General features: G+C 71.5%; 17 protein-coding genes and 1 riboswitch. Of the genes, 6 read left to right on the forward strand and 11 right to left on the reverse strand.

Annotation, left to right across the window (positions count from 1 at the left end; all coding sequences use genetic code 11):
• Both FCN22_RS18675 and FCN22_RS18680 read right to left on the reverse strand, forming a co-directional pair.
• A partial coding sequence (locus tag FCN22_RS18675; protein WP_137123081.1) for a hypothetical protein occupies positions 1 to 234 on the reverse strand: 234 nt, incomplete at its 3' end.
• A gap of 89 nt (positions 235 to 323) precedes the next feature.
• Positions 324 to 530: riboswitch (cyclic di-AMP (ydaO/yuaA leader) on the reverse strand.
• A gap of 247 nt (positions 531 to 777) precedes the next feature.
• Positions 778 to 1,476: an iron-dependent transcriptional repressor DtxR gene (locus FCN22_RS18680; protein ID WP_137123082.1), complete on the reverse strand. Its 699-nt coding sequence runs from the start codon at positions 1,474 to 1,476 to the stop codon at positions 778 to 780.
• Between the two features lie 115 nt (positions 1,477 to 1,591).
• Here FCN22_RS18680 and FCN22_RS18685 point away from each other — a divergent pair, with 115 nt between their 5' ends.
• Complete coding sequence (locus tag FCN22_RS18685) at positions 1,592 to 2,248, forward strand: malonic semialdehyde reductase (RefSeq protein WP_137123083.1); 657 nt, start codon at positions 1,592 to 1,594, stop codon at positions 2,246 to 2,248.
• A gap of 316 nt (positions 2,249 to 2,564) precedes the next feature.
• Here the strand turns inward: FCN22_RS18685 and FCN22_RS18690 are convergent, their stop codons facing one another.
• A complete protein-coding gene (locus FCN22_RS18690; RefSeq protein ID WP_202911682.1) occupies positions 2,565 to 3,683 on the reverse strand; it encodes a threonine aldolase family protein in 1,119 nt (372 codons plus the stop codon).
• A gap of 164 nt (positions 3,684 to 3,847) precedes the next feature.
• Positions 3,848 to 4,525 carry a pyridoxamine 5'-phosphate oxidase gene (gene pdxH, locus FCN22_RS18695; protein WP_137123084.1) on the reverse strand — a complete coding sequence of 226 codons (678 nt, stop codon included), beginning with the start codon at positions 4,523 to 4,525 and terminating at the stop codon, positions 3,848 to 3,850.
• Positions 4,526 to 4,624: 99 nt separating this feature from the next.
• Here pdxH and FCN22_RS18700 point away from each other — a divergent pair, with 99 nt between their 5' ends.
• The gene (locus FCN22_RS18700) at positions 4,625 to 5,002 is read left to right on the forward strand and encodes a hypothetical protein (RefSeq protein ID WP_137123085.1); all 378 of its coding nucleotides are present in this window, start codon (positions 4,625 to 4,627) and stop codon (positions 5,000 to 5,002) included.
• An 81-nt stretch (positions 5,003 to 5,083) separates the two neighbouring features.
• Here FCN22_RS18700 and FCN22_RS18705 read toward each other — a convergent pair whose 3' ends face one another.
• Complete coding sequence (locus tag FCN22_RS18705) at positions 5,084 to 6,262, reverse strand: MFS transporter (protein ID WP_202911683.1); 1,179 nt, start codon at positions 6,260 to 6,262, stop codon at positions 5,084 to 5,086.
• 52 nt (positions 6,263 to 6,314) lie between these two features.
• Positions 6,315 to 7,601 carry an MFS transporter gene (locus FCN22_RS18710; protein WP_137123087.1) on the reverse strand — a complete coding sequence of 429 codons (1,287 nt, stop codon included), beginning with the start codon at positions 7,599 to 7,601 and terminating at the stop codon, positions 6,315 to 6,317.
• A 113-nt stretch (positions 7,602 to 7,714) separates the two neighbouring features.
• On the opposite strand from FCN22_RS18710, the gene FCN22_RS18715 reads away from it, so the two are divergent.
• Positions 7,715 to 8,851, forward strand: coding sequence for a citrate synthase 2 (locus tag FCN22_RS18715; protein WP_137123088.1), 1,137 nt, complete (start codon positions 7,715 to 7,717; stop codon positions 8,849 to 8,851).
• A gap of 34 nt (positions 8,852 to 8,885) precedes the next feature.
• On the opposite strand, the gene FCN22_RS18720 is transcribed toward FCN22_RS18715, so the two are convergent.
• Positions 8,886 to 9,248, reverse strand: a complete 363-nt coding sequence (locus FCN22_RS18720; protein WP_137123089.1) for a VOC family protein — start codon at positions 9,246 to 9,248, stop codon at positions 8,886 to 8,888.
• A 73-nt stretch (positions 9,249 to 9,321) separates the two neighbouring features.
• Between FCN22_RS18720 and serC the strand changes: the two genes are divergently transcribed.
• A complete protein-coding gene (serC, locus tag FCN22_RS18725; protein WP_238384836.1) occupies positions 9,322 to 10,449 on the forward strand; it encodes a phosphoserine transaminase in 1,128 nt (375 codons plus the stop codon).
• Between the two features lie 59 nt (positions 10,450 to 10,508).
• Positions 10,509 to 13,151, forward strand: coding sequence for an aminopeptidase N (pepN, locus tag FCN22_RS18730; RefSeq protein WP_444965525.1), 2,643 nt, complete (start codon positions 10,509 to 10,511; stop codon positions 13,149 to 13,151).
• Between the two features lie 119 nt (positions 13,152 to 13,270).
• On the opposite strand, the gene FCN22_RS18735 is transcribed toward pepN, so the two are convergent.
• Both FCN22_RS18735 and FCN22_RS18740 read right to left on the reverse strand, forming a co-directional pair.
• Positions 13,271 to 14,557, reverse strand: a complete 1,287-nt coding sequence (locus FCN22_RS18735) for an MFS transporter (protein ID WP_137123091.1) — start codon at positions 14,555 to 14,557, stop codon at positions 13,271 to 13,273.
• Positions 14,554 to 14,925 carry a MarR family winged helix-turn-helix transcriptional regulator gene (locus FCN22_RS18740; RefSeq protein ID WP_137123092.1) on the reverse strand — a complete coding sequence of 124 codons (372 nt, stop codon included), beginning with the start codon at positions 14,923 to 14,925 and terminating at the stop codon, positions 14,554 to 14,556. Before FCN22_RS18740 ends, FCN22_RS18735 begins: the two co-directional genes overlap by 4 nt.
• Before the next feature lie 228 nt (positions 14,926 to 15,153).
• On the opposite strand from FCN22_RS18740, the gene map reads away from it, so the two are divergent.
• Positions 15,154 to 15,924: a type I methionyl aminopeptidase gene (gene map, locus FCN22_RS18745; RefSeq protein WP_137123093.1), complete on the forward strand. Its 771-nt coding sequence runs from the start codon at positions 15,154 to 15,156 to the stop codon at positions 15,922 to 15,924.
• Positions 15,925 to 15,993: 69 nt separating this feature from the next.
• On the opposite strand, the gene FCN22_RS18750 is transcribed toward map, so the two are convergent.
• A complete protein-coding gene (locus FCN22_RS18750; protein WP_137123094.1) occupies positions 15,994 to 17,307 on the reverse strand; it encodes a cytochrome P450 in 1,314 nt (437 codons plus the stop codon).
• Between the two features lie 34 nt (positions 17,308 to 17,341).
• Positions 17,342 to 17,821 carry a sensor domain-containing protein gene (locus FCN22_RS22880; protein WP_202911684.1) on the reverse strand — a complete coding sequence of 160 codons (480 nt, stop codon included), beginning with the start codon at positions 17,819 to 17,821 and terminating at the stop codon, positions 17,342 to 17,344.
• Positions 17,822 to 17,863: the final 42 nt, after the last annotated feature.

Consider the following 17,863-nt stretch of genomic DNA (forward strand, 5'->3'; position numbering starts at 1 on the left):
GACGAACTCCCCGCCGATGAACAGGCCGTAGGACGGTCGCAGGTCGACGATCGCCCGTGACTCGGGTGCCGGCGCGGCGGCGCGGTGGGCTGCGGCCGCCGGGGCGGCGTGCCGCGCGACGTGCACCTGGTGGCCCCCGTCGGCCACGCCCGACAGCGGCGCCGCGGAGCTTGGGGCCGCGACGGTGGCGACGAGGCCACCCGAAACCGCCAGGATCGCCGACGCCTTGGCCACCGGCTGACCGGACCGCGCGACGACGTCAGACAGTGAAGCCGTGCTCAGACGACTCGGCGCGCGGTGGCGCCCAGAGCTTTTCGACACGTGATGAACCTCTCCGGCGCCTACGGGGTGAGCTGTCGGGTTCGGGTGGGAGGTTGACTACCCGGCCCCGGCGCCGCGCGACGACCGGTGGATCTCTCGATCCGGACTCGGTCGTCCCACGCCATCCGGGACTTCACCCCAAGGAGCGCCTCTCGACGCCCCGGAAGTGGTTCCCCCGCTCCTGCCAAGCGGAATTGCGCCCACCACGACGTGATGACAGGACTAGGCGAATCTCGTCGTAGGCCTCCCCCAGGGAAGGTGAGGCGCAACCACCGTACACAGCGAGGTGCGCGATGTCACGCCGCGGTCACGGCATGTTAAAGATCTGGACAGATTCGAGCGGCCGGGGGGGTGGCAACGGGAAGGTTCGTGCACGCGAGTCCAGTGGAGCCCCGTTCGCAGTCGCATCGTTCAGGCGGACGCCGGGGTCGTGGCTCGGGCGAGGTGTCGCCCTGCTCAGGCGTCGGCGGCGAAGACGTGTCCCGCGACGTCCGGGGGCAGCGAGACGCCGTCCACGTCGGCGCCTCCGTCGGGCACCACGATGATGCGCCCCTGGTCGAGCCGCACCTGCACCCGCCGGCCCGGCAGCAGCCCGGCCTCGGTGAGCAGGGAGAGGGCCACGTGGTCGACCTGGGCGGGCTCTCCGATCCGTCGCACGATCACGGCCTTGGACTGCTCCCCCGCGATCTCGTGCAGGCTGCGCACCCCGAGGCGGAACTCCTCGTCCTCGCCGGGCTCCCCGAGCTCGTCGAGGCCCGGGATGGGGTTGCCGTAGGGCGACTCGCGGTGCTCACCGATCAGCCCGAGGATCTTGCGCTCGACGCGGTCGCTCATCACGTGCTCCCAGCGGCAGGCCTCCTCGTGGACGTACTCCCACTCCAGGCCGATCACGTCGACGAGCAGGCGTTCGGCCAACCGGTGCTTGCGCATGACCCGCGTGGCGAGCTGGCGGCCCAGCTCCGACAGCTCCAGGTGGCGGTCTCCGCCGAGGCTGACCAGACCGTCCCGCTCCATCCGCGCGACGGTCTGGGAGACGGTCGGACCCGAGTGACCCAGCCGCTCGGCGATGCGTGCGCGCAGCGGGATGATGCCTTCTTCGTCGAGCTCGTAGATCGTGCGCAGATACATCTCGGTGGTATCAATCAGGTCGGTCACAGACCAAGCCTCTCATTGTTCTTGAAGTGGTGTCCGACGCCGACGTGACGGACGCCACGACGCTGTACGCGGGGAGCTCGGAATGCTTCCAAGGTGATTGAACGTTCAACCACACATGACGACGCACACCACTGACACCCGCTCCTTCGACCTCGACCGGCTGGAGGCCGAGTTCGCCGAGGAGCTCGAGCTCGCTCGGGAGGCCCAGGACCTGCTCTTCCGGTCCGCCCGGACCGCCAACGCCTTCACCACGGAGCCGGTGACCGACGCGCAGGTGCAGGCCATCTACGACCTGGTCAAGTGGGCACCGACGTCGATGAACAACCAGCCGCTGCGCGTCGTGCTCGTGCGCTCCCCGCAAGCGCGTGCAGAGCTCGTCGCGCAGATGAGCGAGGGAAACTGGGCCAAGACGTCCAGCGCTCCGCTGGTCGCGGTGCTCGCCGCGGACGTCGACTTCCACGATGAGCTGCCGAGAACCTTCCCGCACTTCCCTGGCGCCCGTGACCTCTTCGCCGGCGACGACTCGGCCCGCGAGCGCACCGCGGAGCTCAACGCCACCCTCCAGATCGCCTACTTCATCATCGGCGTGCGAGCCGCGGGGTTGGCCGCCGGGCCGATGACCGGGTTCGACGCGGACGCCGTGTCCCGCGAGTTCTTCCCGGACGGGCGGCACCGGGCCCTGGTCGTCGTCAACATCGGGCACCCGGCGGAGAACGCCTGGCAGGACCGGCTGCCCCGCCTCGACTACGACGACGTCGTCACGAGCGTCTGAGGTCGCACCCCACCTCTCGACCAACCTGCCTTAAGCCGTTGCGCGGACGGAACCGACCGGCATACCGTCGGGGCACACGAGAAGGGAGGTGGTCCGCCTAGTGAATATCTATCGGACGCGTGAGGTGGCTGCGCGCTAGCCAGCCCCCGTTTCACTGGCCCCCGAGGGGCCAGCCAGGGACGGATGGAGGCCGCGAATCCCTCGCAGCCGCCGCGACCCGTGAGTATGTGCGGCTCGTCCACCGCACTCGTGCACCGACTCGTCGGACACGGAGCTCACGGGTCGTTCCCTGTCCGGGCGCCCGCGTGCCCCGCGGTCAGGGGCGCAGCAGACCGACGAGCGCGTCGACCGCCTCGTCCGGGTCCCAGCCCATCGTCTCCGGCCCGACGACGAACTCGGTCCAGGACGATCCCGGCAGCTCCGCCGGAGCCCACCCTCCGGTGAGCATCAGCTGCTCGCGCTCCATCAGCGCCACCACCCGCTCAAAGATCTGGTCGACTGGCTGCCCGGCATAGAGCCGAAACGCGTTGGTGTGTGGGACCAGCGGGTGGACCTGCACCCCGCGAGCGCTCAGCTTCTCCGCGAACTCGCAGGCGCGGGTGTGGTAGTCGCCCATCCGCGGCAGCTCGGTCCGCAGCCCACGCAGTGCGGACACGGCATACGGCAGCAGGGTGTAGAGGGTGCCACCCAGGCGCTTGCGCCACTGGGTTGCCTCGGCGACGACGTCCCCCGGCCCGGCGAGCACGGCGCCGGCGAGGCCACCGAGGCCCTTGTAGAAGGAGACGTAGACCGTGTCCGCCAGCGCGGCCACCTCGGCCAGGTCGTGCCCGAGGGCAGGGGTCGACTCCCACAGCCGCGCGCCGTCGAGGTGCAGCGGCACGCCGCGGTCCCGGCACGCGGTCGAGAAGGCCACCAGCTCGTCCCAGCTCGGGAGCAGGAAGGCCGCCTCCCGCAGCGGCAGCTCGAACAGCACCGCACCGAGCGGCCCCGCGATCGCGGCCAGGTCGTCGGCGGTCGGCACGGCGGGGCCGGTGGTGAGCCACTCGTAGCGCAGGTCGTGCAGCAGCCGTGGGCCGTCGAGCTCGTGGTGCAGCAGGTGGGACAGCTCGGGGATCGCCACGCGGCGCGATCCGGCCCGGTCGGACCAGACGCGCAGGGCGGCCTGCTGGGCCATGATGCCGCTCGGGAACATCGCCGCGGCGGGCTTGCCCAACAGCTCGGCGACCTGCTGCTCGAGCTGTTCGACCGGGCCGCCGTTGCCGTAGCGGTCCCACCGCTCCGGCTCAGCGGACCGTTCGAGCTCGTCGGCAAGCTGCCGGAGCACCTGCGCCGGAGCGTCGGCCACGCCCCCGGGGAGGCGGCGGCGCATTCTCGGCACGGCTGCGCGCATCCGATCGGCCAGCGAGGTCTCGGGATCCTGGGGTGTCGTGGTCACGGCCGCCATCCTCCCGCGCCACCCCGTGCTCGCCTCAACCCGGTTTCTGTGGTGCAGACCGGTCCCACCGCTTCCAGCACTCCCGGAAGCGGTCTGGGCGACAGAAACCCGTCCGGGCCGAGCCAGCAAAGCCGCCGGGGCCGAGGGTGAGGCCCGGCAAGGAGTCAGGGCTGGCGACGCAGGACCCGCCAGGCCGCGGCGTCATCGAGGGTCCCCTCCGCGACGCGCTCGAAGACCAGGCGGTCGTGCAGCCGGTTGCGCCGGCCCGCCCAGAACTCCACCTCGTCACACCGGATCCGGTAGCCACCCCAGCGGTCCGGCACCGGCACGTCCGTCGGGCGGCCGTGGTCCGGCCACCGCTCGGCATACTCCTCGAAGGCCTGCTCCAACGCGGCCCGGCCCTTGATCAGCCGCGACTGCCGCGAGGCCCACGCGCTGATCCGCGACCCCCACGGACGCTGCCCGAAGTAGTCGGTGGCCTCGTCCCGGCCCAGTTCGTGCGCCACCCCCCGGAACCGCACCGCCCGGAACATCCCGGCCCAGGTCAGCGAGGCCGCGACCGCCGGGTTGCCCCGCAGCTGCACGCCCTTGGCCGAGTCGAGGCAGGTGACGAAACCCGGCCCCGTCGGGTCGAAGAACCGCATCAGCACGGTGCGCACGTCCGGCCGGCCCTGGCCATCGACGGTCGCGACCGACAGCGACAGCGGCTCGGGGACGTCGCCGCGGTCCTCCTGCCGCTCCACCGCTTCGTCGACCCAGTGACTCGCCTGCGCCCACGGCGTGGGTGCGAGCACCTCTTCGCCGAGCCCCGCCCCGTCGTAGTCGGTCCGTGTGCTCACCATGGGCCCAAGGTTAGGGTCACGGCCGTCGCCGCCTCGGCCCGGCCCGCTCAGGGGGTGCCGTTTATGGTGAGGGCAGACGTCCGACCCTGAAGGAGACCGATGCCCGCATCCGGCAAGGCGCTCGGCAGCGCCATGAAGCTCGGGATGAAGTACGGCCCGATGGCCTACGAGCTGGTGCGACACAGCCGCGAGCCGGCCAAGGTCCTCGCGCAGAAGGCGATGACCAAGGCCAGTGCCCGGCGGCAGGCGCTGCAGCACGCTGCCAGCGTCATCGACGGCTCGGCGCTGCTCGTCTTCCACCGCGACCTGCAGGTGTGGGTCGTCTTCAGCGGCGACGAGCCGATCGGCAGCCACCCCGTGGTCACCGTGTCGCTGGCCGACCTGCTCGAGCACGCCGACCTCTCGCGCCGCATCCGTCCCGGCGACCAGGCCACGTCGCGGGTCAGGCTGCCCAGGCCGACGCCGCGCCGCCACTGAACTCACCCCGCCACTGAACTCACCCGCTCGGCCCCGAACCCCGTGAGCAGGAGGGGTATGGCGGGTGCGCGCCACCCGCGGTCAGGCGGGGCGCATCACGGGGCGCACCCGAGCGATCGGCAGCACCAGCAGGATCGGTGCCGCCGAGGCGACGAACGTCCACGGCAGCCCGAACCCGGTGGCCGCGACCGCGCCGACGGCGAAGGCGCCCAGTGCCGTGCCGGTGTCGAACCCGACGTTCCAGACCGCACTGGCGATGTTGTCCTGTGGCGTGCTGGCGAGGGCGGCCACGAGGGTGAGGTTCTGGGTCGCGCCGTAGCCGATGCCGAACACGGTCGCGCCCACCAGCACCCCCGCAACCGTGCCGGCCCCCTCCCCCGCGACCAGGCTCGTCCCGACGGCGACGAGCCCGACCGCCGAGGTCAGCAGCGACGCCGGCAGCAGGAGCTGCACCCCCAGTCGGTCGGCCGCCAGCCCCACCGCCCACCGCGCGACCGCGGCGGTGGCGCCGAACAGCAGCAGCGCCACTGCGGCCACCACCCCGTCCGGCCGGGCGATCGGCAGGAAGGTGACCACGCCTCCGCCGGCCAACGTCACGACCAGCAGCAGCAGCGCCGGCGAGGCCACCGCGCGCACAGCCGACCGCGCCGACCCGACCGTCCCGCCGCCGTCCCGGGAGTGCGCCACCACCCCGCGCGTCAGGGCCGGCACGAACGGCAGGGCGAGCACCGGTGAGGCTGCGAGGAAGGCCACGAGGGCGAACCGCCCGTCCGCCTGCAACGCCACCCCGCCGGGCACGGCCAGCAGGTTGGGCAGCGCGATGGCCAGTCCGTAGAGGCCGACCGCCTCTCCCATCCGCCCCGGCGGGGCGATCCGCGCGGTGATGGTCGAGCCGAGCACGGTCAGGACGGCGAACCCGAGACCGCGCACCGCCGAGACCACCAGCAGCCACCACAGGTCGTGCGCGAGCAGGTAGAGCGGAGCCGGAAGCCCGAGAGCCACGAGGCCCAGCGCCAGCACTGGGCCGAGCCCGAACCGGTCGACCGCCGCGGGCACCAGCATCTGCGTCCCGACGGTGCACACCAGCATCACGGTGGTGACCAGCCCGGCGGTGCCGGACGAGGCCCCGTGCGACGCGGCATACGAGGGCAACGAGGACAGGGTGAGGCAGAAGCTGGCGAAACCCAGGAACGTGACCACCACGAGCTGCCGCATGGCGGGGATCCGCCACACGGCAACGGCATGGTCGTTCGGGGTCACCGGGCCACTATCGCGCACCGACCGCGGCCGGGCCGGGCCGTCCACCAAGCGGTTACGGCGTCGGCGAGCGCGCGTCATACCGCAGGAAGCCTCGCTGCCAGGCACCCAGCGCCAGCACCGCCACGACACACAGGACGCCACCCGCCACCGCCGCGAAGGCCTCGCTGTACGCCGCGGCGCCGGTGCCCGCGACGAGGTCGCCGAGCCGGGGGCCACCGGCCACGACGACGATGAAAACGCCCTGCAGGCGGCCGCGCAGGTGGTCGGGCGTGGCAGCCTGCAGGATGGTCGTGCGGAAGACGGAGCTCACCGAGTCGGCGGCGCCGGCGCAGGCGAGCGCGGCGGCACCGCACCACAGCGCCTGGGTCCGGGTGAGCAGTCCGTCGGCAAGCGCCACCGACACCCCGAAGCCCGCGATCGAGACGCCCCACAGGGCGACCGAGACGACCACGGCCAGTCCCTGGCGGCGGATGCCCCCGAGCCGCCCGGAGAAGAACATCGCCGCCATCGCGCCGACGGCCACCGCGGCCGACATGAACCCGACCGTCTTCGCGCCGCCCCCGAACGCGAGCATCGCCACGGCCGGGAAGAGGGCGCGCGGCTGCGCCAGGATCATCGCGCAGAAGTCGGCGAGGAAGGTCATCCGCAGGTTGGGTCGGCTGCCCAGGAACTTCAGGCCGTCCAGGACGCTGGTGAGGCCGGGCCGGCGGCGCGGGACGCCGGCGTCCGACAGCGGATCCACCTCGGGCGGAATCGGTTCGAGCCGCAGCAGGCCCCAGATCGCGAACGCGAACAGCCCCGTGTCGACCCCGTAGGCGACGGCGTAGCCGCCCCAGTCGACCAGCACGCCGGCGAGCAGCGGACCCACCGTCATCGCGATGTTCATCGCAGCCACGTTGAGCGCGTTGGCCGCCGGGAGCAGTGCGTCCTCGAGCAGCCGCGGGTAGATCGCCGACCGCGCGGGGCTGACCACCGCGAAGCCGGCGTTGTAGACCGCCACGAGCGCGTAGAGGACGCCGACGTGGGTGTTGCCCAGCAGCGCCTGCACGGTGTTGAGCATCGAACCGCACCACAGGACGGCGCCGGCGACCAGCGCGACGGTCCGCCGGTCGTGCGCGTCGACGAGCGCCCCGCCATACAGGCCCATCAGGATGATCGGGCCGAGCGCACACAGTCCGACCAGACCCACCGCGAAGCTGGAACCGGTGATGTCGTAGACCTGCAGCCCGATGGCCACGGTCGCGAGCTGCGCGCCGACGCCGCTGACCGTGAAACCGGAGTAGAGGCGGCGGTATGACGGGTTGACCCGCAGCGGCGTCAGGTCCAGCAACAAGGGCACCGGCAAAGGCTATGGCGTGCCGGCCCGGCACCCGCACCTGACGCGGGACGGCTCGTCGGGGCACAATGGCCACGCCTCCGGCACCGCGTCGGAGCGCGCGACGAGGTGATCCGATGACCGACGCTGCCCCCGCCGACGAGAACTTCACGCCCGGACTGGAGGGCGTGATCGCCTTCGAGTCCGCCATCGCCGAGCCCGACAAGGCGGGAGGAGCCCTGCGTTACCGAGGCGTTGACATCAACGACTTGGTCGGCACCGTGTCCTTCGGCAACGTGTGGGGGCTGCTGGTCGACAACAAGTTCAACCCCGGGCTGCCACCGGCCGAGCCGTTCCCGCTTCCGGTGCACACCGGCGACGTGCGGGTGGACGTGCAGAGTGCCCTCGCGCAACTGGCCCCGGTGTGGGGCTTCCGGCCGCTGCTCGACATCTCGCCCGAGCAGGCCCGCGACGACCTTGCCCGCGCCTCCGTCATGGCGCTGTCCTTCATCGCCCAGTCGGCCCGGGGGCAGGACCGCCCCATGGTCTCCCAGCGCGAGGTCGACACCGGCCGCACGATCGTGGAGCGCTTCATGATCCGGTGGCGCGGCGAGCCGGACCCCCGGCACGTGGAGGCCGTCGACGCCTACTGGGTGTCCGCGGCCGAGCACGGCATGAACGCCTCGACCTTCACCGCACGGGTGATCGCCTCCACCGGCGCCGATGTCGCGGCCTGCCTGTCCGGCGCGGTCGGCGCGATGAGCGGGCCGCTCCACGGGGGCGCCCCGTCGCGGGTGCTGCACATGATCGAGGCCGTTGAGGAGACCGGCGACGCCGGCGCCTACGTGCGGGGCGTGCTCGACCGGGGCGAACGGCTGATGGGTTTCGGTCACCGGGTCTATCGGGCCGAGGACCCGCGCGCGAAGGTGCTGCGGGACACCTGCGCGCGACTCGGCGCGCCGCGCTACGACGTCGCCGCCGCGCTCGAGAAGGCGGCGCTCGACGAGCTGCACGCCCGCAGGCCCGACCGGGTGCTCGCCACCAATGTCGAGTTCTGGGCGGCTGTGCTGCTCGACTTCGCCGACGTGCCTCCGGCAATGTTCACTCCCATGTTCACCTGCGCACGCACCGCCGGGTGGGCCGCCCACGTCCTCGAGCAGAAGCGGACCGGTCGGCTGGTGCGACCGTCGGCGCGCTACGTCGGCGAGGGCCCGCGCCGTCCTGAGGACGTCAGCGGCTGGGACGAGCGGCTCGCGGCCCGTCACGCCGGCTGACCAAGGCTGCGCCGTCCCGCGGCGGGGTCGTGGGTCAGTCGACGCAGAGGCAGAACGGGTGCCCCGCCGGGTCCAGGAAGACCCGGAAGGTCGTGCCGGGCTGGTGCTCGGCCAGGGTGGCCCCGAGCTCGCGGGCCGCGGCCTCGCCGGCGTCGAGGTCGTCGACCATCAGGTCCAGGTGCATCTGCTGCGGCACCTCCTGTCCCGGCCACTGGGGCGGCCTGTGGTCGGCCACCTGCTGGAAGCAGATGCACTGGCCGTAGTCGGCGCGCACCTCGGCCCAGCTCCCGTCGTCGTCGACCGTGGTCTTCCAGTCGAGGAGCGCGCCGTAGAAGGTCGCGAGGACACCGGGGTCGGGGCAGTCGAGGATGGTGCTGGGAAAGCGTGCGATAGCCATGCCCGGCACGATAATCCTCGTTGCGGACGTCCTCCTTCCGCATCGTCACCGGCCACCTGCGAGACTCGGCGGCGTGACGGACGCGCTGCCCACCATCCCCGCCGAGCTCCTGCCCTCCGACGGCCGCTTCGGCTGCGGGCCGAGCAAGGTCCGCCCCGGGCAGCTCGACTTCCTCACCTCACTGGGGCGCACGGTGCTCGGGACGTCGCACCGGCAAGCACCGGTCCGCAGCCTGGTTGCGGACATCCGGCGCGGTCTCGCCGAGCTGTTCTCCCTGCCCGAGGGCTACGAGATCGTGCTGGGCAACGGTGGCACGACGGCATTCTGGGACGCGGCGGCCTTCGGTCTGGTCCGTGACCGGGCGCAGCACCTGACGTATGGCGAGTTCTCCGGCAAGTTCGCCAAGGTCACCGCCGGCGCGCCGTTCCTCGGTGAGCCCACGATCGTGTCCGCCGAGCCGGGCACCGTCGCTGCGCCGGTCGCCGAACCGGGCGTGGACGCCTACGCGTGGGCGCACAACGAGACCTCGACCGGTGCGATGGCTCCGGTCCGGCGGGTTGCGGACGCGGACGACGGCGCGCTCATGCTCGTGGACGCGACGTCCGGCGCCGGCGGTCTGTCGGTGGACATGGCCCAGGCGGACGTCTACTACTTCGCGCCCCAGAAGTGCTTCGCGGCCGACGGTGGGCTCTGGCTGGCGGCCTTCTCCCCCGCGGCGCTCGACCGGGTCGATCAGATTGCGGCTTCGGGACGGTGGACGCCGGCCTTCCTCTCGCTGCCGACCGCGATCGAGAACTCCCGCAAGGACCAGACCTATAACACGCCCGCGGTGGCCACGCTCGCGCTGCTGGCCGACCAGGTCCGCTGGTTGGGCGAGCAGGGCGGCCTCGACTGGGCCGTGCAACGCACGACGGACAGCTCCCGGCGCCTGTACGACTGGGCGGAGCGCACGGCATACACCTCGCCCTTCGTCACCGACCCGGGCCAGCGTTCCCTGGTGGTGGGCACCATCGACCTGGCGGACTCGGTCGACGCTGCTGCCGTCGCGAGGGCGTTGCGCGCGGGCGGGATCGTCGACACCGAGTCCTACCGCGGTCTGGGCCGCAACCAGCTGCGGATCGGCATGTTCCCGGCCATCGAGCCCGACGACGTCTCGGCGCTGACGGCCTGCATCGACCACGTCGTCTCCGCCCTGTCCTGATCGCTCCCGGCCGCGGCGGTCGGACCCGGGCCGCCGGACCGCTCTGATTGACTGTGCCGGTGACCGAGACGAGCCAGCAGCCCCAGCCCACCTCGACGATCGACACCGCCAACCTGCGCCGCTCCGAGGCCGCGCTGCGTTCGGAACAGGTCCGCGTGACGGGCTACCGGGTCGAGCTCGACCTGACCGGGGCGAAGGACCCGGCGCAGCCGTCCTACCCGTCCACCACGACGATCGAGTTCACCTCGACGATGGAGACGACGTTCCTCGACTTCATCGGGCCCCGCGTGCGGTCGGTCACGGTCAACGGCTGGCAGATCGATGCGGCGGCGTCCTTCGACGGCAACCGGATCCAGCTCACCGGACTGACCGGCAGCAACATCGTCACGGTGGTGGCCGACGCTGCCTACAGCCGCTCGGGCGAGGGCCTGCACCGCTTCGTCGACCCGGCCGACGGCGAGACCTACCTCTACACGCAGTACGAACCAGCCGACGCGCGGAGGGTTTTCGCGAACTTCGAGCAGCCAGACCTCAAGGCGCCGTTCACTTTCGTGGTCCACGCCCCGGCCGCGTGGCGGGTGCACTCCAACCAGGCCGTGGCCACGGAGTCGAGGGAGGGAGGCGTGCAGCACGTCGAGTTCGCCCCGACCCTGCCGATGTCGACCTACATCACCAACATCACCGCCGGGCCCTACCACTGCGTGCAGGACCACTGGAGCACCACGTTCCCTGACGGGAGCAGCCTCGAGGTCCCGTTGGCCGTGTTGTGCCGCGCTTCGCTGGCGGAGCACCTCGACGCCGACGCGATCTTCGAGGTCACCAGGCAGGGCCTCGACTTCTTCCACGAGGCGTTCGGCTATCCCTATCCCTGGGGCAAGTACGACCAGGCGTTCGTGCCGGAGTACAACCTCGGTGCGATGGAGAACCCGGGCTGCGTGACGTTCACCGAGCACTACGTCTACCGTTCTGCTGCAACGGAATCGCAGTATGCCGCGCGGGCCAACACGATCCTGCACGAGATGGCCCACATGTGGTTCGGCGACCTGGTAACGATGCGGTGGTGGGACGACCTGTGGCTCAAGGAGTCCTTCGCCGACTACATGGGCGCGCACGCCTCCGCGGTCGCCACCCGGTTCACCGACGCCTGGACGAGCTTCGCCAGCAACCGCAAGGCGTGGGCCTACCTGCAGGACCAGCTGCCGACCACGCACCCGATCGTCGCCGACATCGCCGACCTCGAGGCGGCCAAGCAGAACTTCGACGGCATCACCTACGCCAAGGGCGCCTCGGTGCTCAAGCAGCTGGTCGCCTACGTCGGGGTGGACGCGTTCTTCGCCGGTGCCCGGTCCTACTTCCGTGACCACGAGTACGCCAACACCACCCTGCCGGACCTGCTGGTCGCGCTGGAGGATGCCTCGGGTCGCGAGCTGCGGACCTGGTCGTCCCAGTGGCTCGAGACGGCCGGCATCGGGACGCTCACGCCGGAGTTGGAGCTGACCGCTGAGGGCACGATCGGGTCGTTGGCGATCCGACAGGAGTCGGTCGATCCCACCACCGGAGCGCAGGCGCTGCGCCCGCACCGGCTGGCCGTGGGCCTGTATGCCGTGTCGGACGGCAGGCTGACGCGCAGCCACCGCCTCGAGCTGGATGTCACGGGAGGGCGCACGGAGGTGACGGAGGCCGTCGGCCTGCCCGCGCCCGATCTCGTCCTGGTCAACGACGACGACCTGACCTACGGCAAGGTCCGGCTCGACGACCGCTCCCTGGCGACCGCCCGCGAACACCTGTCGACCGCCGAGTCCTCACTGTCGCGGGCGCTGCTCTGGTCGGCGCTGTGGAACGCCGCCCGTGACGCCGTCCTCCCTGCCGGCGACTACCTGCAGATCGCGCTGGAGCAGGGCCCGCTCGAGCCGGACGCAGGTGTGCTGCGCGACGTGCTGACCTGCGCTCGCACTGCGGTCGAGCGCTACCTCCCCATCGCCGTGCGTCCGCAGGCCCGCGACCGGCTGCTCGAGGTGGCGTGGCGCGAGCTCGACGCGAGCGAGCCGGGATCCGACGCGCAACTGGTGTGGGCTCGCACGGTCGCCGCGGTCGCCGCAACGTGCGACTCGGGGCGGGCACGCCTCCGGTCGCTGCTCGAGGGCACGGAGCAGGTCGAGGGGCTGACCGTGGACCCCGACCTGCGCTGGGGCCTGTGGCAGGCACTCGCCGCGACCGGCCACGCGACCGCGGCCGAGCTCGACGCCGAGCTGCAGCGCGACCGCACCGCCTCGGGCGCCACACACCACGTCGCGGCCCTGGCCGGCCGTCCCGACGCCGCCGTCAAGGCGCGCGCCTGGACCGCACTCACCGACTCTGACGAGCTGACCAACGAGCACGTGAGCGCGACCATCGCCGGGTTCACCCAGCCGTTGCACGGCGACCTGACCGCCGCCTACACCGATCGCTACTTCGAGGATCTGCGTCGGTTCTGGTCGGAGCGCAGCATCGAGATCGCCACCCGGCTGGTGCGCGGGCTCTACCCCGGCCACCAGGACCTGACCGACGGCCAGCGCCCCGAGGACCACCCCGTCGTCGCCCGGTCGCAGCGGTGGCTGGACGCGAACCCGGACGCTCCCGCGGCTCTGCGCCGGCTCGTCGTGGAGCAGCAGGACCACCTGGAGCGCGCCCTTCGCGCCCAGGCAACCGCCGCCGCGCCGTAGGGAAGGGTCGTGCGGTCGGACGCGTCAGTTGATGACGCCGGCGAGGCTGCTGCCCAGGACCGCTGCCACCATGGCGACCAGCGCCACGATCACGATCACGCGGCGGAAGCGTGGGGTCATCATGAGGCCCGCTGGGGCTCGGGGAGCTCGACCTGTTCACGGGTGACGACGAACCGGGGACGGCCCTGCCACTGGTAACGCAGGTGGATGTTCTCGGAGCGCATGAGATAGAGCATCGCACCCGCGACCGAGAGCCCCACCGCCACGGTGCCGACGAGGATGGTCCAGCGCGGCCCCCAGGCCTCACCGATCCAGCCGATCAGCGGTGCTCCGATGGGCGTGCCGCCCATGAAGATGGCCATGTAGAGCGACATCACCCGACCGCGCATCTGCGGGTCGACGCTCAGTTGCACCATCGAGTTGGCGCTGGTCATGACGGTCATCGCCGCCAGCCCGCTGGGGATCAGGAAGAGCGCGAACCACACGTATGACGGAGCGAGACCGGCAGCCAACGTCGACACCGTGAACCCGGCCAGGGCCACGAGCAGGATGCGCAACCGGGGACGCGGTCGCCGGGCGGACAGCAGCGCACCGGCGAGGGAACCGACGGCCATCACCGAGCCGAGCAAGCCGTACTCGCCGGCGCCCTTGTGGAACGCCTCCGTGGCCATCACCGCGATGGTCAGCTGGAAGTTCATGCCGAAGGTGCCCAGCATGAAGATGAGCACGAGGATCAGGATGATGTCCGGCCTGCCCCGCACATACCTGGCACCTTCGCGCAGCGACCCCTTGCTGCGGACCCGGGGCGCAGGTCGCAGCTCGCGCACCCGCAGGTGGAACAGCGCGAAGAGCACCGCGACGAAGCTCAGCGTGTTGACGAAGAAGGAGACCCCCGTGCCCCAGGCTGCGATCACCAGACCGGCAACGCCCGGACCGACCAGCCGAGCGGCGTTGAAGGAGGCGCTGTTGAGGCCGACCGCGTTGCTCAGCGACTCGCGCGGCACCATCTCGGAGACGAAGGTCTGCCGGGCCGGGTTGTCGACTGCCGTGGCGCACCCCATGATGAAGGCCAACGCGTAGATGTGCCACAGCTGGACGGTCCCGGTGACCACGAGCACGCCGGTCAGCAACGAGGTGAGCGCCAGGGTGCTCTGGGTGACCGCGAGGATGCGGCGCTTCGGGAACCGGTCGGCCAGCACGCCGCCGAACGGAGCGAAGAGCACCACCGGAAGGAACTGCAGCGCGGTCACGAGGCCGAGTGCGGTCGAGGAGTTGTCGGTGAGCTGGGTGAGGACCAGCCAGTCCTGGGAGACGCGGCCCATCCAGGTGCCGACGTTGGAGATGAGCGCACCGGCCCAGTAGACGCGGTAGTTGTAGATGGTGAGGGAGGCGAAGGTCGGGCTCACTCGCTCACCACCCGCGCCAGGATCTCGCTCGCACGGGCCAACACCTCGCGATCCTCCGGCGACAGGTCCCTGAGGCGCTGCGCCATCCACTGGTCACGCCGGCGTCGCACATCCCGCCAGACGGCCCTACCCTCCTCGGTGAGGGCCACGATGACCTGCCGGCCGTCGGTGGGGTCATCGGTCCGGGACACCAGTCCCGCCTCGACGAGGCCCGCCACCGTGCGCGTCATGCTCGGCGCGCTGACGCGCTCGGTCTCTGCGAGCTCCTTCGGTGTCCGAGGGTTCTCCTGGAGCCGGCACAGGACGCTGAACTGATGCGGCGCAATGCGATTGGTGCTTTCGTAGCGGGCGCGGCGACTGATCCGCATGCAGACAAGACGAAGGTCGCTGGCCAGATGGCCGAGCGACGGTGTGCCGGTGGACTTGGACTTCGGGGGCAAGGGCTTCCTTTCGTGCACTGCTTACCCTAACTCATTACCTGCGCTAAGTATTTCGGGATCGCATCGTGAGAAGCCCCGTCGCCACCGCCGGGTGCATGACGTGGTCGCCCCCCGGCGAGCCCGGTGACACAGCACCGCGCGGCTAGGCTGACCGCCGTGATCGAACTCCTCACCCCCGCAGAGGTCGCCCAGATGCGCCCGGCCGGCCGCTTCGTCGCCGACGTGCTGACCAAGCTCGCGCAGGCGGCCGACGTCGGTGTCAACCTGCTCGACCTCGACGCGATGGCCCACCGGCTGATCCGGGACCGCGGTGCCCAGTCCTGCTACATCGACTACCACCCCTCGTTCGGCGCCAGCCCGTTCGGCAAGGTGCTGTGCACGTCGGTCAACGACGCGGTGCTGCACGGGCTGCCCCACGACTATCGACTGGCCGATGGAGACCTGCTCAGCCTCGACTTCGCCTGCTCGGTCGACGGCTGGGTGGCCGACTCGGCGCTCACCGTCCCGGTCGGAAGCCCCCGCCCGGAGGACCAGCGCCTGACCGCCGTGACCGAGGACGCGCTCGCCCGGGCCATCGAGATCGCGCGACCCGGTCACAAGCTCGGTGACATCTCGGCAGCGATCGGGCAGACCGCGGCGTCGGCCGGGTTCGCGGTCAACACCCAGTTCGGCGGACACGGCGTGGGCCGGACCATGCACGGCGATCCCCACGTGCCCAACGACGGCCGCCCGGGCCGCGGTCTGCCGTTGCGACCCGGACTGGTCATCGCCATCGAGCCATGGCTCTGCGCGGGGACCGACGAGATCTACACCGATCCCGACGGCTGGACCATCCGTAGCTCCGACGGGTCGCGCGGGGCCCACTCCGAGCACACCATCGCGATCACCGACGGCGACCCGATCGTCCTCACCGCACGAGACACCTGACTTGTTGCTGGGAGTCGGCGTCACCTGTGCCGCCCACTGCCAGCAGCTAGGGGACGACTGGAGGGCGGATCAGGCGGCGCCGCCCTGGTCGACGTCTCCCGCTCCGGCCTTCCACAGCCGCACCGGCAGTGCCTCCACGCCGTAGACGATCGACAGCTTCCGGAACCGCAGCGAGGTCGGGTCGGCGGCCAGCCCGAGGTCGGGGAACCGCCGGGCCAGGGCCCGGAAGGAGATGCGCAGCTCCATCCGCGCCAGCTCGGAGCCGACGCAGCGGTGCAGCCCCTGCCCGAAGGCGAGGTGCGGCACCTTCGGGCGGTGCGGGTCGAACCGTTCGAGTCCCTCGCCAAGGATCTCGTCCCGGTCGGCAGCGAGCAGCGAGACAGCGAGGAGGTCACCTCGCTTGACCTGCTGGCCGAACAGCTCGTGGTCCTCCCGGGCGAAACGGGGGAAGGCGACCTGCACGACGCCGAGGTAGCGCAACAGCTCCTCCACGATGCCGTCGACGGCAGCGTCGTCCTCGCGGATCATCGCGAGCGCCTCGGGATCCCGGAGCAGGGCCAGGGTCCCGAGCGCCAGCATGCTCGCCGACGTCTCGTAGCCGCCGAGGAAGACGCCGTCGACCAGGCCGGCCAGCTCGACATCGGTGAGGGCGTCGCCGTGCTGGCGGATGATCCCGCCGATCAGGCCTTCTCCCGGCTCGGCGCGCTGCCGCCGCACGACCTCGAGCACCGACTCCCTCGCCTGGTCGGCCGAGTTGAACGCCCCGGCGACGCCGCGCGACATGTCGAACCGGGCCGGGCCGAGGTGGTGGAAGGGCGTGCGGTCCTCCTCGGGCAGGCCGAGCAGCTCGCAGATCACCTGGAAGGGCACCGGGAACCCGAAGCCGGACACGAGGTCGGCCACCGGCCCCTGCGCCTCGAGCTCGTCCAGCTGTCGCTCGACCAGGTCGGTGATCACCGGCTGCAGCCGGGCCAGCCGGCGCATCGTGAACTCGGGGGTGAGGAACCGGCGCAGTCGGGTGTGGTCGGGCGGGTCGGTGAAGCCGAGCCCACCGATCGACCGCGCCTCGCTGGAGCCTTCGCTCGCCACCAGCGGACGCAGGTCGTTGCTGTATGCCGCGCTGTTCATCAGCACCGCGCGCGCCTCGTGGTATCCGGTCACGATCCAGACGTTCATGCCGAAGGCACGTCCCAGCCGGCTGACCGGCTCCGTCTCCCGTCGAGTCGCGAGCTCGGGCACCGGGTCGAGCACCTCCCGGCGCAACGGCAGGGTGAACCGCTTCGGCAGCACCTGCATCCGGGTGACGTCCAGGCCCGACCGGGCCCCGAGCACCATCAACCGACCACCCAGCCAGCCCGCGACCCGTGCCGTGACTCCAGTCATGTGACCCCTTCCACCCTTCAGTCTCGCAGGAACGTCAGGACGGCCCGCACCCTGCGGTGGCGACCGTCGTCGGCGTGCAACCCCAGCTTGGCGAAGATCCGCCCGGTGTGTTTCTCCACCGCCCCCTCACTGACCACGAGCTCGGCGGCGATGCCATCAGCTGTGCCACCACCTGGGGGTCGAGGACCGTGCCGCCGTCGGCGACGCGCTGGATGGAGGCGAGGAAGGCCGTCATGATGAGGACGGGCAGTCCGAGCACCGTGATGAGCAGCCCGTCGCCGAGGGTGACCCCGGTGACGGTCACCACGAAGGCGGCGAGCGCGAGCGGGAACGACACGAACAGGTAGCTGGAGTGGCGCCAGAGACGCGTGAGCCGCCCGCGCCGGGCGCGGCGGCCGGACGGCATACCGGCCTCGGCTGCCGCGGGGGCGTTGGTGTCGGCGTACTGCATTCGCGTCGTGGGGTCCTGGATCAGCTGGGTTTCGGCGGCTGCCGGCAAGGGCGAGGATGTCATGGCAGCAACGCTTGGAGCCACGACATTTCGCGCCCATCCTGC

It is taken from the genome of Segeticoccus rhizosphaerae, from assembly GCF_005222685.1.
Classification (GTDB): domain Bacteria; phylum Actinomycetota; class Actinomycetes; order Actinomycetales; family Dermatophilaceae; genus Segeticoccus; species Segeticoccus rhizosphaerae.